Raw genomic sequence first — 25,509 nt, forward strand, 5'->3', positions numbered from 1 at the left:
TTCCGTACCGCTCAGGCCGTGATGTCCTTCGCCGTGAACCGCGCCCACGCCGCCGAGCCGAACACCGCCGCGTACAGGCCTTGAAGCCCCAGGTTCTTGATGATCTCGTCGAGGTAGAAGGGGTCGCGCATCAGGTCCGCGAAGGACAGCCAGTAGTGCGGGAAGAGGTAGGGGTGGATGCCGCTGAGCTGCGGGATGGTGTCCAGGATCTGCACGGTGATCAGGACGCCGACCGTCGCCGCCATGGCCGCGATCCCGCTGTTGGTCAGCGTCGAGACGAAGAGGCCGAGGGCCGCGAAGCCGATGAGCGAGGCCGCCACGGCCACCGCGACCAGCCCGGCCCGCACCAGGCCCTCGCCGAAGCCGATCTGCGTACCGGAAATGGTCGTCAGGTCCCCGACCGGGAACAGCAGCGCGCCCACCGCCAGCGCGGAGGCCGCCACCACCACCGTCGCCACCAGGCAGAACGCCAGCGTGGAGGCGTACTTGACGAGGAGCAGCCGGGTCCGGCCGGCCGGGGCGACCAGGAGGTAGCGCAGCGTCCCCCCGTTGGCCTCGCCCGCGATCGCGTCGCCCGCGATCACCCCCACCGCCATCGGCAGGAAGACCGGGAGGGTCGCGGCGAGCGCGGCGAAGACCAGGAAGAGGCCGTTGTTGGTCACCTGGGAGAGGAACGCCGGGCCCGCCCCGCCCTCCGGGCCGCCCCGGCCGCCGTCGGAGGTCTCGATGCGGACCGCGATCCCGATCAGGACGGGCACGGCCGCCAGCACCCCGAGCAGGGCCAGCGTGCGCCAGCGGCGCAGCGTCGTCGTCAGCTCGGAGCGCAGCAGACCGAAGGTCCACAGCGGGTTGCGGCGGACCGGTTCCGCGGGGGCGTGCGCCGGTGCGGCGACGGCCGTGCGTTCAGCCTGCGACATCGAATCCCTCTCCGGTGAGTGCGACGAAGGCGTCCTCCAGGGAGGCCCGCTCGACGCCGAAGGAACGGACCCGGACGCCGCCGTGGACCAGCGCCGCGTTCAGATCGGACAGCTCCACGGAGCCCGGCGGGGCGTCCGCGCGGACCCGGTCGCCGTCCTGGGTGATGCCGGTGATCCCGTGCTCCTTGAGGACGCGGGCGGCGGCGGCCGGGTCCGGGGTGGTGACCGCGAGCCGGCCCCGGGCACCGGCGGCCAGCTCCGCCACCGCGCCCTGGGTGATCAGCCGGCCCCGGGCCATCACCGCCGCGTGGGTGCAGACCTGCTCGATCTCGTCGAGGAGGTGGGAGGAGAGGAACACGGTGGTGTCCTCGGCCGCCAGCTCCCGGACGAGGGCGCGGATCTCCCGCATGCCCTGCGGGTCCAGCCCGTTGGTCGGCTCGTCCAGGACGAGCAGGCGGCGGGGCCGCAGCAGCGCGGCGGCCAGGCCCAGGCGCTGCTTCATGCCCAGGGAGTACGCCCGCGCCTTCTTGCCCGACGCGGCGGCCAGCCCGACCCGCTCCAGCGCCGCGCCGACGCGCGCGGTCCGGGTGCGCGGGTCGGCGGTCGGGTCGGCCCGGTCGTAGCGCAGCAGATTGTCCCGGCCGCTCAGGAACCCGTACAGCGCCGGTCCCTCGATCAGCGCGCCGACCTGCGGCAGCACCGTCCGTGCGGCGTGCGGCATGGGGGCGCCGAGGACGCTCGCGGTGCCGGCCGTCGGGTCGATGAGGCCCATCAGCATCCGGATCGTGGTCGTCTTGCCGGAGCCGTTGGGCCCGAGGAAGCCGAAGACGCTGCCGCCGGGGACCGTGAGGTCCAGTCCGTCCACGGCGAGCTGGCCGCCCCGGTAGCGCTTGGTCAGGCCCCTGGTCTCGATCACGGGCGGACCCTCGTCCGCGGCCCGTGCCCCGGGCGGGGTCGCGGGAAGGGTCCCGGACTCGTTCGTCACGTGTACTCCCATGGGTTCGGAAGGCGGCCGCGCGCGCCACCGCCCCGCCGTACGGAGGCTACGGCGGGGCGGGGCGGTGGTGCGGGTGAACGCGTCGGGTCAACCCGAGCGGTCCACGGTCCGGCTCGCGCCGTCCACGGCTCAGCTCGCGCCGTCGGCGGCCTTCACCAGGGCGTCCTTGTCGACCGCGCCGACGAAGACCCGGCCGTCGTCGGTCATCAGCGCGTTGACCAGGCGGGTCTTGAAGACCGTGCCCGAGCCGAACTTCCCGTGGACCTTGTCGCCGAGCGCGTCGAGGAACTGCTGCGCCTCGGCCGGCATCTCCTTGGCCGAGGGAGCGCCCTTCGACGAGGACGGCAGGCCCGTGCCGCCCGGGGTCTTCAGCTCCGCGACGGCGTTCCAGCCCTCGCCGATGACCTTGACGCCCTCCGCGTCACCGCCGAGGCCGAAGTCACCGCCGAGGCCGCGCAGCTCGCCGGCCGCCTTCTCCGCCTCCGCGCGGTGCTTCGCGGCGTCCTTGCCCGCCTCGTCCGCCTCGGTGACCTCGGCGCCCTTCGGCGGGGTGAACGTGAACGAGGAGGCCTTCGGGGCGCCGAAGTCCACCGCGGTGAACCCGGCGTCCACGACGGCCGCGCCGCCGCCGCTCGGCAGCAGCGTGAACTTCAGCGGCGTCCCGTTCTCCGCGTCGACCGCGATGGTGACCGAGCCGATCGTCGAACCGCTGCCCTTGGGCTTGAGGACCAGGCGGTACGCGTCGCGGCCCGCGACGTGCGCCGTGCCGTCGACCGTGACGGACGTGGTGCCGTCGGCGGCCTTCAGGGCCTGCTCGGCCAGGGCCTCGGGGGTGGCGGGCACACCCTCGGGAACGGCGTGTTCGCGCTTCTCCGTGCCCTTGTCCCCACGGGTCTCCCCCGCCTTCTGGCGGGCGTGGTAGACCTCGTTGGACGCGCTGTCGTACGCCCAGACCTCGTCCCCGTTGTGGATGAGGCTGTACTCGGACGTCTTGTCCAGGATCGACAGCCGCTGCTTGTCGGGGCCGTCGGCGGCCACCCGGAGGGTGTGCGTGCCGGAGGCCAGCTCCGTGAGCTTCGTCTGCGGGTCTGCGCTCGCGCCGCCCCGGCCGCCTTCGCCCGCCCCGCCCGGGACGAACGAGCCGGCCAGCCCGCCGAGGGACGGGATGCCGAGGTCCGTGGTGATCTTCACCGTGCCGGAGAGCCGCTGGGTGTCCGACGCGGCGATCTTCTCGATGAGTTCCCGCGCGGTGATCTCCGGCAGATCGGGGTCGCCCGAGCTGGCGAGCGCCGGGACCAGTCCGATCGTGGCGGCCGCCACGCCCGCCACCGCGACCGGGACGATGTAGCGCACCGCCTTCCGGCGGCCCGCGGCGGACCGGCCCGTACCGCTCGTGGTCGTGGCCGTGGTGCCGGCCGCTGCGCTGTCGTTCGGTGCCATGTGTGCCCTACCTCCGTGGTCGGCGGCTTCCGTCGGGATGCACTCGTCCACTCCGTGCCGCCATTCTCACCCGTTTTGGTCAGGAGTGGTTGTGTCTCCATCAGACCAAATCGGACGGCTCGAATCGTCAGCCCGCGGGAGCAACTCCCCGTACCTCTACGGGATGACGCCGACGGCCCGATGCTCCGCCGTCCAGTAGGGGTCGGGCAGCGGGGCGTACGGGGCGGCGGCTCAGCCGGCCCGGTGCACCACCGCGTCGCACATCTCCTCCAGTGCGAGCTTGGCGTAGCAGTCCGGCAGGGGCTTCAGCGTGGCCCGCGCCTCCTGCGCGTACCGCACGGTGTCCTGGCGGGCCTGGGCGAGGGCCGGGTGGGCGCGCAGCCGGCGCAGCGCCTCGGAGAGCACGGCGGGGTCGCTCAGATCGCCGTCCAGCAGTTCGACGAGCTCCAGGTCGTCCGGCTTGCCGTCGGCGGCGGCCTGCGCCCTGAGGTGGAGGACGGGGAGCGTCGGGATGCCTTCGAGGAGGTCGGTGCCGGGGGTCTTGCCGGACTCGTGGGAGTCGGAGGCGATGTCCAGGACGTCGTCGGCGAGCTGGAAGGCCACGCCGAGCCGCTCACCGTACTGGGTGAGGATGTCGGTCGTGGACTCGTCCGCGCCGGCCATCATCGCGCCGAAGCGGCAGGCGACCGCGATCAGCGAGCCGGTCTTGCCGCGCATGACCTCCAGATAGTGGTCGACCGGGTCGCGGCCGTCGCGCGGGCCCGCGGTCTCCAGGATCTGCCCGGTCACCAGGCGCTCGAACGCCTCGGCCTGGATCCGCACGGCCTCCGGGCCGAGGTCGGCCAGGATGTGCGAGGCGCGGGCGAAGAGGAAGTCGCCGGTCAGCACGGCCACGGAATTGCCCCAGCGGGCGTTGGCACTGGCCACGCCCCGGCGGACGTCGGCCTCGTCCATCACGTCGTCGTGGTACAGCGTCGCCAGGTGCGTCAGCTCCACGACCACGGCGGCCGGGACCACGCCCGGGGCGTCGGCGTCACCGAACTGGGCGGCCAGCATGGCCAGCAGCGGCCGGAACCGCTTGCCGCCCGCCCGCACCAGGTGCTGGGCGGCCTCCGTGATGAAGGGCACCTCGCTCTTGGTGGCATCGAGCAGCCCGGACTCGACAGCGGCCAAACCGGCCTGGACACCGGCCTCAAGCGCCTGGTCCCGCACGCTCAGCCCGAACGGCCCGACGACGGTCACGAGGGGATCTCCTGTCTGCTGACGATCACACGGAATGTCGATGTGTCGTTGTCAACCACTGAAGTCAGCGTATCCGGTCCCCTTTGGATCACCGTGGGCGCCTTCCCGCCACCGCCGGTATGTTCGAGATCAGCTCATACGGTCAGGAGTCACCCCTTTGTCCAGCGCCGCCACAGACACCGAACCGGCCCAGCCGCCGCCGGGCGACGACCACGCCTTCTTCGGCCAGCCACGGGGCCTGATGACCCTGTCCGGCCTGGAGGTCTGGGAGCGGTTCTCGTTCCTCGGCATGCAGGCGATCCTGGTCCTCTACTTCGCCGACACCGTCTCCAACGGCGGCATGGGCATGGAGGCCGGCACCGCCGCCTCCGTCTCCGCCGCCTACGGCACCCTCGTCTACCTGGTCTCCGTGGCCGGCGGCTGGCTGGCCGACCGGATCCTCGGCTCGTACCGGGCCGTCCTGTACGGGGGCATCCTCATCGCCTGCGGGCACTACGCCATGGCGGTGCCCACCGATGCCATGACCTGGGTCGGACTGGGGCTGATCAGTGCCGGAACGGGGCTGCTCAAGCCCAATGTGGCCACGATGGTCGGCAAGCTCTACCGCACCGACGACGAGCGCCGCGACGCCGGCTTCGCCCTCTACTACATGGGCATCAACATCGGCGCCTTCCTCGGCCCGCTGGTCACCGGCTGGCTCGGCGACCACGCCGGCTGGCACTGGGGCTTCTCGGCCGCCGCCTTCGGGATGACGCTCGGCCTGATCCAGTACGTCATGGGCCGCCGTCACCTGGCCGGGCGCAAGCACCAGGCCGAATTCGCGCTGGCCCCCGGGCCGATGCGCCGGGCCGTCCGGCTCATCGTGCTCGGGGCCGTGGTCGTCGCCGCCCTGGCCACCGCGCTCGCCCTGGCGGGCTGGCTGACCATGGACCGCTTCGTCGACGTGCTGACGCTGATCTCGGTGATCGCCCCGGTGGTCTACTTCGCGGTGATGTTCCGCAGCCCCCGGGTCACCGCGGAGGAGCGCGGCCGGCTCCGCCCGTACGTGGTGCTGTTCCTGGCCTCGGTGGTCTTCAACTTCATCCTCTTCCAGGCGTACTCGACGATGATGCTGCTGGCCTCGACCAACGCCCGGACCGAGATCTTCGGCTTCCACTTCCCGGCGAGCTGGTACGCCTCCGCGCTCGGCGCCTTCGAGGTGGCGCTCGCCCCGGTGGTCGCGGCCGTCTGGGCGAAAATGGGCCCCCGCCAGCCGCACGCCTCCAACAAGATCGCGATCGGGGTGATCCTCGGCGGTCTGTCGTTCCTGCTGATGGTCCTGCCGACCTCGGGCCACGCGGACGACACGTACAAGATGGCCGCCTGGTGGATCGTCGGCTCCTATCTGCTGCTCGGGCTCGGCGACATCCTGCTGGAGACCTCCGGCATGTCCGCGACCACCAAGCTGGCCCCCAAGGCGTTCGCCAGCCAGACGATGGCCCTCTGGTTCCTCTCCCTGGCCCTCGCCAACGGCATCCAGGCCCAGATCGTGAAGCTCTACGGCGAGGTCTCCAACCCCGCGTACTTCGGGGTCAACGGCGCCATCGCGGTGGTGGCCGGTCTGGCCGTCGTCGCCGCCGCCCCCTGGCTCCGGCGCACCATGCACCCCGTCCGCTGACACCCCCGCCCGCCCACGGATGCCCCGTCCCCGTCCATGTACCTGAGGTAGCCCCCATGCACATCCAGACCTCGTTCCCGTACGAGACGACCCGCGAGGACCTCTACATCCCGCTCGCGGACGGCACCCAGCTGTACGCCCGGATCTGGCGGCCGGTCACGGACGAACCCGTCCCGGCGCTCCTGGAGTACCTGCCCTACCGGCTGAGCGACTGGACCGCGCCGCGCGACTGGCAGCGCCACCCCTGGTACGCGGGCCACGGCTACGCCTCGGTCCGGGTCGACGTGCGCGGCCACGGCAACAGCGAGGGCATGCCGGGCGACGAGTACGACGCGACGGAGCTGGCGGACGGCGTCGCCGTCATCCACTGGCTGGCCCAGCAGGAGTGGTGCTCGGGCCGGGTCGGCATGTTCGGGATCTCCTGGGGCGGCTTCAACTCGCTCCAGATCGCCGCGCTCGCGCCCGAGCCGCTGAAGGCGATCGTCACCGTGTGCTCCACGGACGACCGCTACGACAACGACGTCCACTACATGGGCGGCTCCGTCCTCGCCGTGGACATGCACGCCTGGGCGGCGACCATGCTCGCCTTCGTCTGCCGTCCGCCGGACCCGGCGGACGTGGGCGACGACTGGCGGCAGATGTGGCTCGACCGGCTGGAGGCCGTGGACCCCTTCATCCACACCTGGCTCGCCCACCAGACCCGGGACGACTACTGGAAGCACGGCAGCGTCTGCGAGGACTACGGGGCGGTCAAGGCCGCCGTCCTCGCGGTCGGCGGCTGGCACGACCCGTACCGCGACACGGTCCTGCGGCTGGTGGAGCACCTGGACCCGGCGAAGGTGCGGGGGCTGATCGGGCCCTGGTCGCACCAGTACCCCGACCGGGGGCTGCCGCCGGGGCCGGGCATCGGCTTCCTCCAGGAGACGCTGCGCTGGTGGGACCAGCATCTGAAGGAGAAGGACACCGGGGTGATGAAGGAGCCGCTGCTGCGCTCCTGGATCAGCGAGTCGCACCGGCCCGCGACCGTCTACGAGACGCTGCCGGGGCGCTGGGTCGGGGAGACCCGCTGGCCGTCGGAGAACGTCCGGCCGGTCGCGTACGCCCTCCAGGGCGGACCGCAGACCGTCGACTCACCGCAGCAGACCGGGGTGGACGCCGGACGGTTCTTCCCGTTCGGCAACGACGCCGACCTGCCGCCCGACCAGCGCGACGAGGACGCCAAGTCGCTCTGCTTCGAGTTCCCCGTCGAGGACGCCCCGATCGAGATCCTGGGCCGCCCCCGGGTCAAACTGCGGATCCGGATGGACGTCCCGCGCGGCCAGGCGGTGGCCCGGCTCTGCGACGTGGCACCGGACGGCGCCTCCACGCTCGTCACCCGGGGCGTCCTCAACCTCGCCGCCCGCGAGGGCCGCGACCGCACCGTGGACTGGCCCGAGGGGGCGACCGAGGACGTCGCCTTCGAGCTGAACGGCATCGGCCACACCTTCCCGCCCGGCCACCGCATCCGCCTCGCCGTCTCCTCCTCGTACTGGCCCTGGATCTGGCCGCAGGCCGGCTCGGCGGGCTTCACCCTGGACGCCGACGGCAGCTTCGTCGAACTCCCGGTCCGCGCGCACACCGAGGACCCCGCGATCCGCTTCGAGGAGCCCGAGCAGTCCGAACCCCTCGGCGTCGTCTACCCGGTCACGCTCGACGAGCAGCGGCCCGAACGGCTGGTGGTCCGGGACGTCGCCAAGGGCGAGTGGCGGATGGAGGTCGACCCGCGTTACGGCGGCACCCGGGTCTACCCCGACGGCCTGGAGTTCACCGAGGACGCGCTGGAGACCTACACGATCCAGGAGGGCGACCCGCTCTCGGCCCGCACCCGCTCCGACTGGACGGTCCGGCTGCACCGGCCGGAGATGGCCTGGGACGTGCTCGTGGAGACCCGTTCGGAGATCTCCTGCGACGCCCACGACTTCCTCACCTCCAACGAGGTGGTCTGCAAGGAGGGCGGCGAGGTCGTCTTCCACCGGACCTGGGAGAAGCGCATCCCGCGCACGGCCGGGTGAGCGGGGGGACACGTAACGTGTCCCCCACACCGACCCGGAAAGCGAGGCAGCGACCCATGCCGGAGCAGAGCAGTCCGCTCGATGTGGCCGAGGGCGACCCCTTCGGCCCGCACAACCTTCCGTACGGCGTCTTCTCCACCCCCGAGCGGCCCGCGGAACACCGCGTCGGCGTCCGCGTCGGCCGCCATGTGCTGGACGCCGGAGCCGCCGCGCACGCGCTGGGTTCGCCGTACGCGCGGCTGCTCGCGCAGCCCGATCTGATGCCCCTGCTGGCGGCCGGGCGCACCGCCTGGAGCGATGTGCGCCGGGCGCTGACGGCCTGGGTGACGGTGCCGGCCCACCGGGAGACCGTCGAACCGCTGCTGCACCCCCTCGACTCCGTGACGCTGCACCTGCCCTACCGGGTCGCGGACTACGTGGACTTCTACGCCAGCGAGCACCACGCCTCCAACGTCGGCCGGATCTTCCGCCCGGACGGGGAGCCCCTCACTCCCAACTGGAAGCACCTGCCGATCGGTTACCACGGCCGGGCGGGCACCGTCGTGGTCTCCGGCACGGACGTCGTGCGCCCCTCGGGCCAGCGCCGCACCCCCGCCGACCCGGCCCCCGTCTTCGGCCCCTCGGTGAAGCTGGACATCGAGGCCGAGGTCGGCTTCGTCGTCGGTGTCGGCTCGCGGCAGGGCCGCGCCGTGCCCCTCGCCGGCTTCCGGGACCACGTCTTCGGTCTGTCCCTGCTCAACGACTGGTCGGCGCGCGACATCCAGGCCTGGGAGTACGTCCCGCTCGGCCCCTTCCTCGGCAAGTCCTTCGCCACCTCCGTCTCGGCGTGGGTGACCCCGCTGGAGGCCCTGGACGCCGCACGCACCGCCCCGCCCTCCCGGGACGTCCCGCTGCTGCCCTACCTCGACGACGCGGCCGAGGACGAGCCCGGCGGCTACGACCTGCGGATCTCCGTCGCCGTCAACGGCCGGGTGGTCGCCGAACCCCCGTTCTCCACCATGTACTGGACCGCCGCACAGCAGCTCGCCCAGATGACGGTCAACGGCGCCTCCCTGCGCACCGGCGACCTCTACGCCTCCGGCACCGTCAGCGGCCCCGACCCCTCCCAGCGCGGCTCCCTCCTCGAACTCACCTGGAACGGCCGCGACCCCCTCCCCCTCCCGGACGGACCCCGCACCTTCCTGGAGGACGGCGACACCGTCACGATCACCGCCTGGGCCCCGGGCCCGGACGGCGTGCGCGTGGGGCTGGGGGAGGTGACGGGGCGGGTGGTGGCGGGCTGAGGGGTCCGCATCCCTCCCTGGGGCCGGGGGCGGTCAAGAGCGCGTGCGTCGTTCACACGTTCAGGGGCACCTCTCGCCGTACCCGGCGGATACGCTGGACGTTCCCGCGAGACTCCGTCCATGGGAGCACTGATGAGCGTCGAACCCGAGGCCCCCGAGCCGCGGTGGGCGGTTCCGCCCGAGGGCGGCTGGACCGCCGATGACCTGGACACACTCCCGAATCTGCCTCCGCATACGGAGCTGATCGACGGGAGCCTTGTTTTCGTGAGTCCGCAGAGCCTTTTCCACTCACGGGCGGTCAGCTTCTTGGAGTGGCAGTTGCAGTCGCTGGCACCGCCCGATCGGGAAGTCGTACGTGAATTCACCATCGACATCGACCGCTACAACCGACCCGAGCCCGACATCGTCGTCGTCGACGGCACGATCGTCGACGACCTGGATCAGACCCGCTTCCCCGCCGAATCCGTTCAGCTGGCCATCGAGGTCGTGTCACCGGAGTCCCGGTCGCGTGACCGGGAGACCAAGCCCGTGAAGTACGCACGGGCGAAGATCCCGTATTACTGGCGGGTGGAGAACCACGACGGGCGTGCCGTCGTGTACGTCTTCGAACTGGAGCCCGCGACCGGCGCCTACACCTCGACCGGGATCTTCCACGACCGGATGAAGGTGTCCGTCCCCTTCCCGGTCGACCTCGACCTCACGGCCATCACGCCGCGCCGCCGCGGGGCGGACCCGCAGTAGGTCCGCCCCGCCCGCCGCATCTCACTCGTACTCCGGCGGCTCCTCGTCCCAGCCGAACTCGTCGTCGGAGGCCGGGGCCTGGGCGGTGGGCCGGGGGGCCGGGGCCGGGGCTTCGGAGGGGGCGGGGGTCGGTGTGGGGCTCTCCGTGTCCGGGGCGGGCGGGAGGCCTGCCAGGACCTCCAGGACGCCCTCGCCGTACGTCGCGAGCTTCTTCTCGCCGAGGCCGCTGATGCCGCCCAGCTCGGCGAGGGACGACGGGCGCAGGGTCGCGATCTCGCGGAGGGTCGCGTCGTGGAAGATCACGTACGCGGGGAGGCCCAGCTCCTTGGCCTGGGCGCCGCGCCAGGCGCGGAGGGCCTCGAAGACGGGGACGGCGGTCTCGGGGAGGTCGGCCGGGGCGGCCTTGGCCTTGCGGTCGCCGCGGGCGGAGGAGGAACGGGAGGCGGCGGGCTTCTTGGGCTCCTTGCGGAGGGCGACCTCGCGCTGCCGGGAGAGGACGGCGGCGCTGCCCTCGGTGAGGACCAGCGTGCCGTACTCGCCCTCGACGGCGATGAGGCCCTGGGCGAGCAGCTGGCGGACGACGCCGCGCCACTCGGCCTCGGCCAGCTCCTCGCCGATGCCGAAGACCGAGAGCTGGTCGTGGTCGAACTGGATGACCTTCGCGGTGCGGCGGCCGAGCAGGATGTCGATGATCTGGCCCGCGCCGAACTTCTGGCCGCGCTCGCGCTTCAGCCGGACGACGGTGGAGAGCAGCTTCTGGGCGGCCACCGTGCCGTCCCAGGTCTCGGGCGGGGTCAGACAGGTGTCGCAGTTGCCGCAGGAGGCCTCGGTGGGCTCCTGGCCGAAGTACCGCAGGAGCTGGGCGCGGCGGCAGTGGGCCGTCTCGCAGAGGGCGAGCATCGCGTCGAGGTGGGAGGCGGCGCGACGGCGGAAGGCCTCGTCGCCCTCGCCGCCCTGGATGAGCTTGCGCTGCTGGACGACGTCCTGGAGGCCGTACGCCATCCAGGCCGTGGACGGGGCCCCGTCGCGGCCCGCGCGGCCGGTCTCCTGGTAGTAGCCCTCCACGGACTTCGGGAGGTCGAGGTGGGCGACGAAGCGGACGTCCGGCTTGTCGATGCCCATGCCGAAGGCGATGGTCGCGACGACGACCAGGCCCTCCTCACGCAGGAAGCGGGACTGGTGGGCGGCGCGCGTGCCGGCGTCCAGGCCCGCGTGGTACGGAACGGCCTCGATGCCGTTGCGGCAGAGGTACTCGGCGGTCTTCTCGGTGGAGGCGCGGGAGAGGCAGTAGACGATGCCGGCGTCCCCGGCGTGCTCCTCCTTGAGGAAGGTGAGGAGCTGCTTCTTCGGGTCGGACTTGCCGACGATCCGGTACTGGATGTTGGGGCGGTCGAAGCTGGCCACGAAGTGCTTGGCGTCGGGCATGCCGAGGCGCTGGGTGATCTCGCCGTGCGTGGCCTCGGTGGCCGTGGCCGTCAGGGCGATCCGCGGGACGTCGGGCCAGCGCTCGCCCAGCACCGACAGGGCCAGGTAGTCGGGGCGGAAGTCGTGGCCCCACTGGGCGACGCAGTGCGCCTCGTCGATCGCGAAGACGGAGACCTCGCCCCGGGCCAGGAGCGCGAGCGTGGAGTCCAGCCGCAGCCGCTCGGGGGCCAGATAGAGCAGGTCCAGCTCGCCCGCCAGGAACTGGGACTCCATCGAGCGGCGCTCGTCGAAGTCCTGCGTCGAGTTGATGAATCCGGCTCGCACGCCGAGCGCCCGGAGCGCGTCGACCTGGTCCTGCATCAGGGCGATCAGCGGCGAGATCACGATGCCCGTGCCTCGTCTGACCAGGGACGGGATCTGGTAGCAGAGGGACTTTCCGCCGCCGGTCGGCATGAGCACGACGGCGTCCCCGCCGGCCACCACATGGTCGACGATCGCTTCCTGCTCGCCCCGGAACGCCTCGTACCCGAAGACGCGGTGCAGCGTGCGCCGCGCCTCGCTCTCGGTCCCGGCCCCGATGGGGTCCGTGGTCCTGTCCGTCACGCCTGTCCCGCCCGTCATGTTCATCGCGCTGTTCCCCCGACGGCTGTCCGTTCCCGTCCCTGTGCTCTCCCCTGCCACGATAGGCGCCGCCTACGACAACGCCGGACGGGCTTGACTTCCCGAGGGAGGCCGAGCCCGTCCGGCGCCGTGATGCGGCGGTGTCCGGCTACCGCGCGAACACCCCCGCCTGGCCCGCCAGGTCCAGGAAGTACTGCGGGGCCAGGCCCAGCACCAGGGTGACGGCGACGCCGAGCCCGATCGTGGTCATCGTCAGCGGGGACGGGACGGCGACCGTGGGGCCGTCCGCCTTCGGCTCGCTGAAGAACATCAGGACGATGACCCGGATGTAGAAGAACGCGGCGATCGCCGAGGAGATCACACCGACGACGACCAGACCGGTCGCTCCGCCGTCCGCCGCGGCCTTGAACACCGCGAACTTGCCGGAGAAGCCCGAGGTGAGCGGGATCCCGGCGAAGGCCAGCAGGAAGACCGCGAAGACCGCGGCGACCAGCGGGGAGCGCCGGCCGAGCCCGGCCCACTTCGACAGGTGCGTCGCCTCGCCGCCGGCGTCGCGCACCAGGGTGACGACGGCGAAGGCGCCGACGGTCACGAAGGAGTACGTGCCGAGGTAGAAGAGCACCGAGGAGATGCCCTCCGGCGTGGCCGCGATGACACCGGCCAGGATGAACCCGGCGTGCGCGATCGAGGAGTACGCCAGGAGCCGCTTGATGTCGGTCTGGGTGATGGCGACGACCGCGCCGCCCACCATCGTGACGATGGCGACGCCCCACATGACCGGGCGCAGGTCCCAGGTGAGCCCCGGCAGCACCACGTACAGCAGGCGCAGCAGCGCGCCGAACGCGGCGACCTTCGTGGCCGCGGCCATGAAGCCGGTGACCGGGGTGGGGGCGCCCTGGTAGACGTCCGGGGTCCACATGTGGAACGGGACGGCGCCGACCTTGAAGAGCAGGCCGGTCAGGATCATCGCGCCGCCGATGAGCAGCAGCGCGTCGTTGCCCATGGTGTCGGCGAGCGCCGGGTCGATCTTCTGGATGGAGCCGTCGACGACGGTCGCGATCTTCGCGTACGAGACGGAGCCCGCGTAGCCGTAGAGGAGGGCGATCCCGAAGAGCAGGAAGGCCGAGGAGAACGCGCCGAGCAGGAAGTACTTCACGGCGGCCTCCTGCGACATCAGCCGCTTGCGGCGGGCGACGGCGCACAGGAGGTACAGCGGGAGGGAGAAGACCTCCAGGGCCACGAAGAGCGTCAGCAGATCGTTGGCCGCGGGGAAGACCAGCATCCCGGCCACCGAGAAGAGGACCAGCGGGAAAACCTCGGTGGTGGTGAACCCGGCCCGGACGGCGGCCTTCTCGCTGTCGCTGCCGGGCACCGAGGCGGCCTGGGCCGCGAAGGAGTCCACCCGGTTGCCGTGCGAGGCCGGGTCCAGCCGGCGCTCGGCGAAGGTGAAGACGGCCACCAGGGACGTCAGCAGGATGGTGCCCTGGAGGAACAGGGCGGGTCCGTCGACGGCGACGGCGCCCATCGCGGCGATGTGCGCGTCCGTCGTGCCGTATCCGGCGGCGGCCAGGCCGATCACCGCGGCGAAGGCGGCGACCAGCGCGGCGACGGTCAGCAGGACCTGGGTGTGGTAGCGGGCCCGGCGCGGCACGAAGGCCTCGACGAGGACGCCCAGGACGGCGACTCCGATCACGATCAGGACCGGGGACAGCTGGGTGTACTCGATGACCGGCGCCGTGAACTTCTCCTCGGGCGCGGCCGTCGTCACCCCGCCCGCCACGGTCCACAGGCTGTGGACAGCTGTTGCGCTCACTTGGCGGCCTCCACCTCGGGCTGGGGGTCCTTCTTCTGTACGTCCGACATGGTGTGCTGCACCGCCGGGTTGACGATCTCGGTGAGCGGCTTCGGATAGACGCCCAGGAAGATCAGCAGCGCGATCAGCGGGACGACCACCGTCAGCTCACGGACCTTGAGGTCCGCCATGCCCTGGACCTCGGCCTTGACCGGGCCCGTCATCGTCCGCTGGTAGAGGACGAGGACGTAGATCGCGGCGAGCACGATCCCGGTGGTGGCGATGATGCCGACCGCCGGATAGGCGGAGAACGCGCCGACCAGGACCAGGAACTCACTGACGAACGGGGCGAGCCCCGGCAGCGACAGCGTGGCGAGTCCGCCGATCAGGAAGGTGCCGGCCAGCACCGGGGCGACCTTCTGCACCCCGCCGTAGTCCGCGATGAGCCGCGAGCCGCGCCGGGTGATCAGGAAGCCGGCCACCAGCATCAGCGCGGCGGTCGAGATGCCGTGGTTGACCATGTAGAGCGTGGCGCCCGACTGGCCCTGGCTGGTCATCGCGAAGATGCCCAGGATGATGAAGCCGAAGTGCGAGATCGACGCGTAGGCGATCAGGCGCTTGATGTCGCGCTGGCCGACCGCGAGCAGCGCCCCGTAGACGATGCTGATCAGGGCCAGGACCAGGATCACCGGGGTGGCCCACTTGCTGGCCTCCGGGAAGAGCTGGAGGCAGAAGCGGAGCATCGCGAAGGTGCCGACCTTGTCGACCACGGCGGTGATCAGCACGGCGACCGGGGTGGTCGCCTCGCCCATCGCGTTGGGCAGCCAGGTGTGCAGCGGCCAGAGCGGGGCCTTCACCGCGAAGGCGAAGAAGAACCCGAGGAAGAGCCACCGCTCTGTGCCGGTCGCCATGGTGAGCGAGCCGTCGGCGCGGGCGTCGGCGATCTCGGAGAGCGAGAACGTCCCCGTGACCACGTGGAGCCCGATGACGGCGGCGAGCATGATGAGCCCGCCGACCAGGTTGTAGAGGAGGAACTTCACGGCCGCGTAGGAGCGCTGGGCCGAGGCGTTCTCGTCGGTGCCGGTGTGCGCCCGGTCCCCGAAGCCGCCGATGAGGAAGTACATCGGGATGAGCATGGCTTCGAAGAGGATGTAGAAGAGGAAGACGTCGGTGGCCTCGAAGGAGAGGATCACCATCGCTTCGACCATCAGGATCAGGGCGAAGAAGCCCTGGGTGGGGCGCCAGCGCGAGGAGCTCGTCTCCAGGGGGTCGGCGTCGTGCCAGCCGGCCAGGATCACGAACGGGATCAGCAGGGCCGTGAGCGCCATGAGCGCCAGGCCGATGCCGTCCACGCCCAGTTCGTACCGGACGCCGAAGTCCGCGATCCAGGCGTGGGACTCGGTGAGCTGGTAGCGCGCGCCGTTGGGCGTGAACCGGGCGAGCGCGATGCCCGCCAGGACCAGGGTGCCCAGCGAGAAGGCGAGCGCGACCCATTTGGCCGTGGTGCGCCGGGCGGCCGGGACGGCGGCGGTGGCCACCGCGCCGATCGCCGGGAGCGCCGCCGTCGCTGTCAGGAGGGGAAAGGACATGGGATCAGACCGCCCTCATCAGCAGGGTCGCGGCGATGAGAACCGCCGTACCGCCGAACATCGAGACCGCGTAGGAGCGGGCGTAGCCGTTCTGCAGTTTGCGCAGCCGGCCGGAGAGCCCGCCCATGGACGCGGCCGTGCCGTTGACGACGCCGTCGACCAGGGTGTGATCGACGTAGACCAGGGAGCGGGTGAGGTGCTCGCCACCGCGGACCAGGACCACGTGGTTGAAGTCGTCCTGGAGGAGATCGCGGCGGGCCGCCCGGGTGAGCAGCGAGCCGCGCGGGGCGACCGCGGGCACCGGCCTGCGCCCGTACATCGCCCAGGCGAGGGCGACACCGAGGACGAGCACCACCATGGTGGCGGCGGTGACGGTGGTCGCGCTGACCGGGGCGTCCCCGTGGCTGTGGCCGGTGACCGGCTCCAGCCAGTGCAGGAAGCGGTCGCCGATGGAGAAGAAGCCGCCGGCGAAGACCGAGCCGACCGCCAGGACGATCATGGGGATCGTCATGGAGCGCGGGGACTCGTGCGGGTGCGGCTCGTGGCCGTCCGCGTCCGGGACCCAGCGCTTCTCGCCGAAGAAGGTCATCAGCATCACGCGCGTCATGTAGAACGCGGTGATCGCGGCGCCCAGCAGGGTGACCGCGCCGAGGATCCAGCCCTCGGTGCCGCCCTTGGCGAAGGCCGCCTCGATGATCTTGTCCTTGGAGAAGAAGCCGGAGAGGCCGGGGAAGCCGATGATCGCCAGATAGCCGAGGCCGAAGGTGACGAAGGTGACCGGCATGTACGTCCGCAGGCCGCCGAACTTCCTCATGTCGACCTCGTCGTTCATGCCGTGCATGACCGAACCGGCGCCGAGGAAGAGCCCGGCCTTGAAGAAGCCGTGCGTCACCAGGTGCATGATCGCGAAGACGTAGCCGATCGGGCCGAGCCCGGCGGCCAGGATCATGTAGCCGATCTGCGACATCGTGGAACCGGCGAGGGCCTTCTTGATGTCGTCCTTGGCGCAACCGACGATCGCACCGAAGAGCAGCGTGACCGCGCCGACGACCACGACGACCAGCTGGGCGTCGGGGGCGCCGTTGAAGATCGCGCCGGAGCGGACGATCAGATAGACACCGGCGGTGACCATGGTCGCGGCGTGGATGAGGGCGGAGACCGGGGTCGGGCCCTCCATCGCGTCACCGAGCCAGGACTGCAGCGGCACCTGGGCGGACTTGCCGCAGGCGGCCAGCAGCAGCATCAGGCCGATCGCCGTCAGCTTGCCCTCGCTGGTCTCGCCGGTGGCCTCCAGGACCGGGCCGAAGGCGAAGGTGCCGAAGGTGGTGAACATCAGCATGATCGCGATCGACAGGCCCATGTCGCCGACCCGGTTGACCAGGAAGGCCTTCTTGGCGGCGGTGGCCGCGCTGGGCTTGTGCTGCCAGAAGCCGATGAGCAGGTACGACGCCAGACCGACGCCCTCCCACCCGACGTACAGCAGCAGGTAGTTGTCGGCGATGACCAGGATCAGCATCGCCGCGACGAACAGGTTGAGGTAGCCGAAGAAGCGGCGCCGGCGCTCGTCGTGCTCCATGTAGCCGATCGAGTAGATGTGGATCAGGGTGCCCACACTGGTGATCAGCAGTACGAAGGTCATCGACAACTGGTCGAGCTGGAAGGCCACATCGGCCTGGAAGCCCTCGACGGGGATCCAGCTGAACAGCTTCTGGTGCAGCGCGCGGTCCTCGGCGCCCTTGCCGAGCATGTCGGTGAAGAGCACCACGGCGACGACGAAGGAGACGGCGGCGAGCGCGGTGCCCAGCCAGTGGCCGGCGCGGTCGAGGCGCCGGCCTCCGCAGAGCAGCACCACCGCTCCGAGCAGGGGCGCCGCGACGAGCAGCGCAATCAGGTTGTTCACGGTCAAGCGCCCCTTACAGCTTCATCAGGCTGGCGTCGTCGACCGAGGCCGAGTGACGGGAACGGAACAGCGACACGATGATCGCGAGCCCGACCACGACCTCCGCGGCGGCGACGACCATCGTGAAGAAGGCGATGATCTGGCCGTCGAGGTTGCCGTGCATCCGGGAGAAGGTGACGAACGCGAGGTTGCAGGCGTTGAGCATCAGCTCCACGCACATGAACACCACGATCGCGTTCCGCCTGATCAGGACCCCGGCGGCGCCGATGGTGAACAGCAGAGCGGCGAGATAGAGGTAGTTGACCGGGTTCACTTGGCGACCTCCTCTTCTTCTGCGGTGTCCCGGCCCAGCCGCTCACCGGAGCGCTGCTCCAGTGCCTTGAGGCCGGCCAGCGACTCGTGGGACACGTCGCGCATCTGGCCGCGCTTGCGCAGCGTCTGCATGACGGTGAGTTCGGACGGGGTGCCGTCGGGGAGCAGACCGGCGATGTCCACGGCGTTGTGTCGGGCGTAGACGCCGGGGGCGGGCAGCGGCGGGAGGTGCGTGCCGCGCACGCGCTCCTCGGACAGCTCCCGCTGGGTCTTGGCCCGCTCGGTGCGCTCGCGGTGGGTCAGCACCATCGCGCCGACCGTCGCGGTGATCAGCAGCGCGCCGGTGATCTCGAAGGCGAAGACGTACTTGGTGAAGATGAGGCTGGCGAGCCCCTCCACGTTTCCGCCGTGCTCCGTGTTGGCGACACCCAGGCCGTTGAAGCTGTTCAGCGAGGCGTTGCCGATGCCGGCGATCAGCAGGACGCCGAAGCCGAGGCCGCAGCCGGCGGCGAGCCAGCGCTGGCCCTTGATGGTCTCCTTCAGGGAGTCCGCAGCCGTGACGCCGACGAGCATGACGACGAAGAGGAACAGCATCATGATCGCGCCCGTGTAGACGACGATCTGGACGATGCCGAGGAAGTAGGCACCGTTGGCGAGGTAGAACACCGCCAGGATGATCATGGTCCCGGCGAGGCTCAGCGCGCTGTGCACCGCCTTCTTCATGAGCACCGTGGACAGGGCGCCGAGCACGGCGACCGTGCCCAGCACCCAGAACTGGAAGGCCTCGCCGGTCGAGGTCTGGGAGGCCGCGGCGGCCAGGCCGGTCATGCGTCCACCTCCTGCGCGGAGCCGTTGCCCTCGCTGTGCGCGTCCTCGGGCTTCTCGCCCTTGGAGACGGCGGTCTGACGCTCCGTACCGGGGGCGGCCTCGGTCACCAGGCCCCGGTAGTAGTCCTGTTCGTCCATGCCCGGGAAGATCGCGTGCGGGCTGTCGACCATGCCTTCCTCCAGGCCCGCGAGCAGCTCGTCCTTGGTGTAGATGAGGCTCTCGCGGGTGGTGTTGGCGAGCTCGAACTCGTTGGTCATCGTGAGCGCCCGGGTCGGGCACGCCTCGATGCACAGACCGCAGAGAATGCAGCGCGCGTAGTTGATCTGGTAGACGCGGCCGTAGCGCTCCCCCGGGGAGTAGCGCTCCTCGTCCGTGTTGTCCGCGCCCTCGACGTAGATCGCGTCCGCCGGACAGGCCCAGGCGCACAGCTCGCAGCCGACGCACTTCTCCAGGCCGTCCGGGTGGCGGTTGAGCTGGTGCCGCCCGTGGAAGCGCGGCGCCGTCACCTTCGGCGTCTCGGGATACTGCTCGGTGAGCCGCTTCTTGAACATGGCCTTGAAGGTCACGCCGAAGCCGGCCACCGGATTGAGGAACTTCTCCTCCGAGGACGGGGAGGATCCCGACGCCCCGGAGCCGCCCGAGGGCGCGACCGCCCCCTTCGGCCCGGTGCGCTTCGCCGGCTTCCCGGACCCCGGGGACCCAGACAGTTCAGACACCGCCGGCCTCCTTTCCGTCACTCGGATTTCCGTCACTCTGAGTATCCACTCCGCCACTGACAACGAGCTCCCGCTCGCGGCGCGGAGTGCGCCGCGGTACCGGCGGCAGGGTCTGTCCGGGCAGCGGTGGCACCGGGAATCCGCCCGCCATCGGGTCGAACGCCGGTTCCGGCTCGGCCCGTCCGGCGGCGGCCTTGTCCTGCTTGTCGCGGAAGATGTCGACGACGAAGGAGATCAGCAGGACCGCGATCACGGCTCCGGCCACGTAGAGCAGGATCCTTGTGAAGTCGTAGCCCTCGTTGCGCAGCGCCCGCACGGTCGCGACCAGCATCAGCCAGACCACGGAGACCGGGATCAGGACCTTCCAGCCGAGCTTCATCAGCTGGTCGTAGCGGACGCGGGGCAGCGTGCCGCGCAGCCAGATGAAGAAGAACAGCAGCAGCTGGACCTTGACGACGAACCAGAGCATCGGCCACCAGCCCTGGTTCGCGCCCTCCCAGAAGGTGCTGATCGGCCACGGGGCCCGCCAGCCGCCCAGGAACAGGGTGGTGGAGACCGCCGAGACGGTGACCATGTTGACGTACTCGGCGAGCATGAACATCGCGAACTTGATCGACGAGTACTCGGTGTTGAAGCCGCCGACCAGGTCGCCCTCGGACTCCGGCATGTCGAACGGGGCGCGGTTGGTCTCGCCGACCATCGTGACGATGTAGATGATGAAGGAGACCGGCAGCAGGATGATGAACCAGCGGTCCTCCTGCGCCTCCACGATCTTCGAGGTCGACATCGACCCGGAGTAGAGGAAGACCGAGGCGAACGCGGCGCCCATCGCGATCTCGTACGAGATCATCTGCGCGCAGGAGCGCAGACCGCCCAGGAGCGGGTACGTCGATCCGGACGACCAGCCGGCCAGCACGATGCCGTAGATGCCGACCGAGGCGACCGCGAGGATGTAGAGCATCGCGATCGGCAGGTCGGTGAGCTGCATCGCCGTACGGTGGCCGAAGATCGAGACCTGGTTGTCGGACGGGCCGAAGGGGATCACGGCGATGGCCATGAACGCCGGGATGGCCGCGACGATCGGGGCGAGGACGTAGACGACCTTGTCCGCCCGCTTGACGATCACGTCCTCCTTCAGCATCAGCTTGATGCCGTCGGCGAGCGACTGGAGCATGCCCCAGGGACCGTGCCGGTTGGGGCCGATGCGCAGCTGCATCCAGGCGACGACCTTGCGCTCCCACACGATGGAGAAGAGCACCGTCACCATCAGGAACGCGAAGCAGAAGACCGCCTTGACGACGACGAGCCACCACGGGTCGTTGCCGAACATCGACAGGTCCTCGGCGGCGAGCACGGAGCCGTGCGGGGCCGCGGCGAGTTGAGCGAAGGCACTCACGCCCCCACCTCCGGTGCGTCGTCGGGAGTGCCGGCGGCGGGGCCGATGCGGACCAGACCACCGGGCTGTACGCCGGTGTCGCCCGGGACACCGCGCCCGGCGGAGTTCAGCGGCACCCAGACCACCCGGTCCGGCATGTCGGTGACCCGGAGCGGCAGTTCGACGGTGCCCGCCGGGCCGGAGACGGCGAGCAGGTCGCCGTCCTTGACGCCGGTCTCGGCGGCCGTGGCCGCGGAGAGCCGGGCGAGAGCGGCGTGCCGGGTCCCGGCCAGCGCGGTGTCGCCCTCCTGGAGCCGTCCCAGGTCGAGCAGCATCCGGTGGCCCGCGAGGATCGCCTCGCCGTCGCCGGGCCGGGGCAGCGGCTGCGCGGGGACGCGCGGCTCGTCGGCGTGGTCGCCCTGCCAGTGGCCGAGCCGGTCCAGCTCGCGGCGCACGGACTTGAGGTCCGGCAGCGCGAAGTGGACGTCGAGCGCGTCGGCCAGCATGTGCAGCACCCGGGCGTCGCCGGGGGCGAGCGTCCGCGTCATCTGCTCGGGCTTCAGCGCGGCCTCGAACATCCGGACCCTGCCCTCCCAGTCGAGGAAGGTCCCGGACTTCTCGGCGACCGCGGCCACCGGGAACACCACGTCGGCGCGGTCGGTGACCTCGCTGGGCCGCAGTTCCAGGGAGACCAGGAAGCCGACCGCGTCCAGCGCCTCCAGGGCACGGGCCGGGTCCGGCAGGTCCTCGGTGTTCACCCCGGCGACGAGCAGCGCGCCCAGCTCACCGGTGGCCGCGGCCTCGATGATCTGGCCGGTGTCGCGGCCGAAGCGGGAAGGGAGTTCGGCGACGCCCCAGACGGCCGCCACCTCGTCCCGGGCCCGCGGGTCGGTGGCCGGGCGGCCGCCGGGCAGCAGCGACGGGAGCGCGCCCGCCTCCACCGCGCCGCGCTCGCCGGCCCGGCGCGGGATCCACACCAGCCGGGCCCCGGTCGCGGTCGCCGTCCGCACCGCGGCGGTCAGCCCGCCGGGCACCCCGGCGAGCCGTTCGCCCACCACGATCACGGCGTCCTCGGCGCGCAGCGCCTCGGCGGCCGCGGCCCCGTCGCCCTCCAGTCCGACCCCGCCCGCGATGGCGTCCAGCCATTCGGTCTCGGTGCCGGGGGCGGCGGGAAGGAGCGTGCCGCCGGCCTTGCCGAGGCCCCGGGTGGCGTGCGTGGCGACGGAGAAGGTGCGCTGGCCGTGCTTGCGGTGGGCCTTGCGCAGCCTGAGGAAGACGCCCGGGGCCTCCTCCTCGGACTCGAAGCCGACCAGCAGCACGGTCGGGGCCTTCTCCAGCGCGGTGTACGTGACGCCCGAGCCGTCCAGGTCCGTGCCGCGTCCGGCGACGCGCGAGGCCAGGAAGTCGGCCTCCTCGCCGCTGTGCACCCGGGCCCGGAAGTCCACGTCGTTGGTGTCCAGGGCGATCCGGGCGAACTTCGCGTACGCGTACGCGTCCTCGACGGTCAGCCGGCCGCCGGTGAGGACACCGGTCCGGCCGCGGGCCGCGGAGAGTCCGGCGGCCGCCGCCTCCAGCGCCTCGGGCCAGCTCGCCGGCTCCAGCTCACCGGACTCGCCCCGCACCAGCGGGGTGGTGAGCCGGTCGCGCTGCTGCGCGTAGCGGAAGCCGAAGCGGCCCTTGTCGCAGAGCCATTCCTCGTTGACCTCGGGGTCGTTGGCGGCCATGCGGCGCATGACCTTGCCGCGCCGGTGGTCGGTGCGGGTGGCGCAGCCGCCCGCGCAGTGCTCGCAGACCGAGGGCGTCGACACCAGGTCGAAGGGGCGGGAGCGGAACCGGTACGCCGCCGAGGTGAGCGCTCCGACCGGGCAGATCTGGATGGTGTTGCCGGAGAAGTACGACTCGAAGGGGTCGCCCTCGCCGATGCCGACCTGCTGGAGCGCGCCGCGCTCGATCAGCTCGATCATCGGGTCGCCGGCCACCTGGTTGGAGAACCGGGTGCAGCGGGCGCAGAGCACACAGCGCTCGCGGTCCAGCAGCACCTGGGTGGAGATCGGCACGGGCTTCTCGTACGTCCGCTTCTTCCCCTCGAAGCGGGAGGTCGCGTCGCCGTGGGACATGGCCTGGTTCTGGAGCGGGCACTCGCCGCCCTTGTCGCAGACCGGACAGTCCAGCGGGTGGTTGATGAGCAGCAGCTCCATCACACCGCGCTGCGCCTTGTCGGCGACGGGCGAGGTGAGCTGCGATTTGACCACCATGCCGTCGGTGCAGGTGATGGTGCAGGACGCCATCGGCTTGCGCTGGCCCTCGACCTCGACGATGCACTGGCGGCAGGCGCCGGCCGGGTCGAGGAGCGGGTGGTCGCAGAAGCGCGGGATCTCGATGCCGAGGAGTTCGGCGGCCCGGATGACCAGGGTGCCCTTGGGCACGCTGATCTCGATGCCGTCGATGGTCAGCGTGACCAGGTCCTCGGGCGGGATCGCCGCTTCGCCGCCCCCGGAGGGCGCACTCGTGGTGACTGTCATGCGTTCACCCCCTGGGATGCGTTCTTGTCGTCGGCCCAGAGGGTCGATTTGGCGGGGTCGAAGGGGCAGCCCTTGCCCGTGATGTGCTGCTCGTACTCCTCGCGGAAGTACTTCAGCGAGGAGAAGATCGGCGAGGCGGCGCCGTCGCCCAGCGCGCAGAACGACTTGCCGTTGATGTTGTCGGCGATGTCGTTCAGCTTGTCCAGGTCGGACATCTGTCCCTTGCCGGCCTCGATGTCGCGGAGCAACTGGACGAGCCAGTAGGTGCCTTCGCGGCAGGGCGTGCACTTGCCGCAGGACTCGTGCGCGTAGAACTCGGTCCAGCGGGTGACGGCCCGCACCACGCAGGTCGTCTCGTCGAAGCACTGGAGCGCCTTGGTGCCGAGCATGGATCCGGCGGCGCCGACGCCCTCGTAGTCGAGGGGCACGTCGAGGTGCTCCTCGGTGAACATCGGGGTGGAGGAGCCGCCCGGGGTCCAGAACTTCAGCCGGTGGCCGGGGCGCATCCCGCCGCTCATGTCGAGGAGCTGGCGCAGGGTGATGCCGAGCGGGGCCTCGTACTGGCCGGGTCCGGCGACATGGCCGCTGAGCGAGTAGAGCGTGAAGCCCGGGGACTTCTCGCTGCCCATCGACTTGAACCAGTCCTTGCCCCGGTTCAGGATCGCGGGAACCGAGGCGATGGACTCGACGTTGTTCACCACGGTGGGGCAGGCGTAGAGACCGGCGACCGCGGGGAAGGGCGGGCGCAGCCGGGGCTGGCCGCGGCGTCCTTCGAGCGAGTCGAGCAGCGCGGTCTCCTCACCGCAGATGTACGCGCCGGCGCCCGCGTGCACGGTGAGTTCCAGATCGAGACCGGAGCCCAGGATGTCCTTGCCGAGGTAGCCCGCCTCGTACGCCTCGCGGACGGCTTCGTGGAGCCGTCGCAGGACGGGGACGACCTCGCCGCGCAGATAGATGAAGGCGTGCGAGGAGCGGATCGCGTAGCAGGCGATCACGATGCCCTCGATGAGGCTGTGCGGGTTGGCGAAGAGGAGCGGGATGTCCTTGCATGTGCCGGGCTCCGACTCGTCGGCGTTGACGACGAGGTAGTGCGGTTTGCCGTCGCCCTGCGGGATGAACTGCCACTTCATCCCGGTGGGGAAGCCGGCGCCGCCGCGGCCGCGCAGTCCGGAGTCCTTGACGTACGCGATGAGGTCGTCCGGGGACATGGCGAGGGCCTTGCGCAGGCCCTCGTAGCCCTCGTGGCGCCGGTAGGTGTCCAGGGTCCAGGACTCGGGCTGGTCCCAGAAGGCGGAGAGGACGGGGGCGAGCAGTTTCTCGGGGCTGTTCCCGTTGCCGCTGCCGTTGTCGTTGAGTTCGGTCGCCAACGTCATCACTCCCCTCCCTGTGGCTGCGGGCGTTCCCCTCGGGGCCCCACCACGCGGGCCTGCGGAGCGGTTTCGCCCTTGGCGAGCTTCAGGCCGATGAGCGAGGCCGGGCCGGCACCGCCGGAGGCGGCGACGGCGCCGGGGCGCTCGTCGGGGAAGCCGGCCAGGATCCTGGCGGTCTCCTTGTACGTGCAGAGGGGGGCGCCGCGGGTGGGCTCGACGGGACGTCCGGCGATGAGGTCGTCGACCAGCTGGGTCGCGCTCTCGGGCGTCTGGTTGTCGAAGAACTCCCAGTTGACCATCACGACGGGCGCGAAGTCGCAGGCGGCGTTGCACTCGATGTGTTCGAGCGTCACCTTGCCGTCGGCGGTCGTCTCGTCGTTGCCGACGTCGAGGTGTTCCTTGAGCCGGTCGAAGATCGCGTCGCCGCCCATCACCGCGCAGAGCGTGTTGGTGCAGACGCCGACCTGGTAGTCGCCGCTCGGCTTGCGCCGGTACATCGTGTAGAAGGTCGCGACCGCGGTGACCTCGGCGGTGGTGAGGCCGAGCATCTCGGCGCAGAAGGCCATGCCCGTACGCGAGACGTACCCCTCCTCGGACTGCACCAGGTGCAGCAGCGGGAGCAGCGCGGAGCGGCTGCCGGGGTAGCGGTCGATCACCTCCTTCGCATCCGCTTCGAGCCTGGCGCGCACCTCGGCCGGGTAGGCGGGGGCGGGGAGCTGCGGCATCCCCAG

At 71.2% G+C, this 25,509-nt stretch carries 19 protein-coding genes; 4 read left to right on the top strand and 15 right to left on the bottom strand.

Annotation, left to right across the window (positions count from 1 at the left end; all coding sequences use genetic code 11):
- Window positions 1-11: 11 nt before the first annotated feature.
- The 4 genes from ACZ4FH_RS21800 to ACZ4FH_RS21815 all read right to left on the bottom strand — a co-directional run bounded on the left by ACZ4FH_RS21800 (window position 12) and on the right by ACZ4FH_RS21815 (window position 4,596).
- Window positions 12-917, bottom strand: coding sequence for an ABC transporter permease (locus tag ACZ4FH_RS21800; protein ID WP_467306660.1), 906 nt, complete (start codon window positions 915-917; stop codon window positions 12-14).
- On the bottom strand, window positions 904-1,914 hold the full coding sequence (locus ACZ4FH_RS21805; protein WP_467306661.1) for an ABC transporter ATP-binding protein: 1,011 nt from the start codon (window positions 1,912-1,914) through the stop codon (window positions 904-906). Before ACZ4FH_RS21805 ends, ACZ4FH_RS21800 begins: the two co-directional genes overlap by 14 nt.
- 129 nt (window positions 1,915-2,043) lie before the next feature.
- Window positions 2,044-3,354, bottom strand: a complete 1,311-nt coding sequence (locus tag ACZ4FH_RS21810) for a LolA family protein (protein WP_467306663.1) — start codon at window positions 3,352-3,354, stop codon at window positions 2,044-2,046.
- A gap of 231 nt (window positions 3,355-3,585) precedes the next feature.
- Window positions 3,586-4,596, bottom strand: a complete 1,011-nt coding sequence (locus ACZ4FH_RS21815; RefSeq protein ID WP_467306665.1) for a polyprenyl synthetase family protein — start codon at window positions 4,594-4,596, stop codon at window positions 3,586-3,588.
- Between the two features lie 157 nt (window positions 4,597-4,753).
- Here ACZ4FH_RS21815 and ACZ4FH_RS21820 point away from each other — a divergent pair, with 157 nt between their 5' ends.
- The 4 genes from ACZ4FH_RS21820 to ACZ4FH_RS21835 all read left to right on the top strand — a co-directional run bounded on the left by ACZ4FH_RS21820 (window position 4,754) and on the right by ACZ4FH_RS21835 (window position 10,328).
- The gene (locus tag ACZ4FH_RS21820) at window positions 4,754-6,253 is read left to right on the top strand and encodes a peptide MFS transporter (protein ID WP_467306667.1); all 1,500 of its coding nucleotides are present in this window, start codon (window positions 4,754-4,756) and stop codon (window positions 6,251-6,253) included.
- Between the two features lie 56 nt (window positions 6,254-6,309).
- Entirely contained in the window at window positions 6,310-8,304 is a 1,995-nt protein-coding gene (locus ACZ4FH_RS21825) for a CocE/NonD family hydrolase (RefSeq protein WP_467306668.1), read from the top strand.
- A 56-nt stretch (window positions 8,305-8,360) separates the two neighbouring features.
- Window positions 8,361-9,587 carry a fumarylacetoacetase gene (fahA, locus tag ACZ4FH_RS21830; protein ID WP_467306669.1) on the top strand — a complete coding sequence of 409 codons (1,227 nt, stop codon included), beginning with the start codon at window positions 8,361-8,363 and terminating at the stop codon, window positions 9,585-9,587.
- 132 nt (window positions 9,588-9,719) lie between these two features.
- The gene (locus tag ACZ4FH_RS21835) at window positions 9,720-10,328 is read left to right on the top strand and encodes a Uma2 family endonuclease (RefSeq protein ID WP_467306939.1); all 609 of its coding nucleotides are present in this window, start codon (window positions 9,720-9,722) and stop codon (window positions 10,326-10,328) included.
- Between the two features lie 21 nt (window positions 10,329-10,349).
- Here ACZ4FH_RS21835 and recQ read toward each other — a convergent pair whose 3' ends face one another.
- The 11 genes from recQ to nuoE form a co-directional block, all read right to left on the bottom strand.
- Window positions 10,350-12,374 (bottom strand): DNA helicase RecQ, encoded by a 2,025-nt coding sequence (gene recQ, locus ACZ4FH_RS21840; RefSeq protein ID WP_467306941.1) that lies wholly within the window; start codon window positions 12,372-12,374, stop codon window positions 10,350-10,352.
- Between the two features lie 148 nt (window positions 12,375-12,522).
- Window positions 12,523-14,187, bottom strand: a complete 1,665-nt coding sequence (gene nuoN / locus ACZ4FH_RS21845) for an NADH-quinone oxidoreductase subunit NuoN (RefSeq protein ID WP_467306670.1) — start codon at window positions 14,185-14,187, stop codon at window positions 12,523-12,525.
- Window positions 14,184-15,755, bottom strand: a complete 1,572-nt coding sequence (locus ACZ4FH_RS21850; protein WP_383643054.1) for an NADH-quinone oxidoreductase subunit M — start codon at window positions 15,753-15,755, stop codon at window positions 14,184-14,186. Before ACZ4FH_RS21850 ends, nuoN begins: the two co-directional genes overlap by 4 nt.
- Window positions 15,756-15,759: 4 nt before the next feature.
- Complete coding sequence (nuoL, locus tag ACZ4FH_RS21855; RefSeq protein WP_467306671.1) at window positions 15,760-17,655, bottom strand: NADH-quinone oxidoreductase subunit L; 1,896 nt, start codon at window positions 17,653-17,655, stop codon at window positions 15,760-15,762.
- A 13-nt stretch (window positions 17,656-17,668) separates the two neighbouring features.
- Window positions 17,669-17,968: an NADH-quinone oxidoreductase subunit NuoK gene (gene nuoK, locus ACZ4FH_RS21860; protein ID WP_018101339.1), complete on the bottom strand. Its 300-nt coding sequence runs from the start codon at window positions 17,966-17,968 to the stop codon at window positions 17,669-17,671.
- A complete protein-coding gene (locus tag ACZ4FH_RS21865) occupies window positions 17,965-18,795 on the bottom strand; it encodes an NADH-quinone oxidoreductase subunit J (protein WP_383643048.1) in 831 nt (276 codons plus the stop codon). Before ACZ4FH_RS21865 ends, nuoK begins: the two co-directional genes overlap by 4 nt.
- Window positions 18,792-19,511 (bottom strand): NADH-quinone oxidoreductase subunit NuoI, encoded by a 720-nt coding sequence (nuoI, locus tag ACZ4FH_RS21870; RefSeq protein WP_467306673.1) that lies wholly within the window; start codon window positions 19,509-19,511, stop codon window positions 18,792-18,794. Before nuoI ends, ACZ4FH_RS21865 begins: the two co-directional genes overlap by 4 nt.
- Window positions 19,504-20,907 (bottom strand): NADH-quinone oxidoreductase subunit NuoH, encoded by a 1,404-nt coding sequence (nuoH, locus tag ACZ4FH_RS21875; protein ID WP_467306674.1) that lies wholly within the window; start codon window positions 20,905-20,907, stop codon window positions 19,504-19,506. The genes nuoI and nuoH overlap by 8 nt, the downstream gene beginning before the upstream one ends.
- Window positions 20,904-23,408 (bottom strand): NADH-quinone oxidoreductase subunit G, encoded by a 2,505-nt coding sequence (locus ACZ4FH_RS21880; protein ID WP_467306675.1) that lies wholly within the window; start codon window positions 23,406-23,408, stop codon window positions 20,904-20,906. Before ACZ4FH_RS21880 ends, nuoH begins: the two co-directional genes overlap by 4 nt.
- Window positions 23,405-24,781, bottom strand: a complete 1,377-nt coding sequence (gene nuoF / locus ACZ4FH_RS21885) for an NADH-quinone oxidoreductase subunit NuoF (protein WP_467306676.1) — start codon at window positions 24,779-24,781, stop codon at window positions 23,405-23,407. The genes ACZ4FH_RS21880 and nuoF overlap by 4 nt, the downstream gene beginning before the upstream one ends.
- Entirely contained in the window at window positions 24,781-25,503 is a 723-nt protein-coding gene (nuoE, locus tag ACZ4FH_RS21890; RefSeq protein ID WP_383643255.1) for an NADH-quinone oxidoreductase subunit NuoE, read from the bottom strand. The genes nuoF and nuoE overlap by 1 nt, the downstream gene beginning before the upstream one ends.
- Between the last annotated feature and the right edge of the window lie 6 nt (window positions 25,504-25,509).

This window comes from Streptomyces sp. NPDC024555, assembly GCF_055559335.1.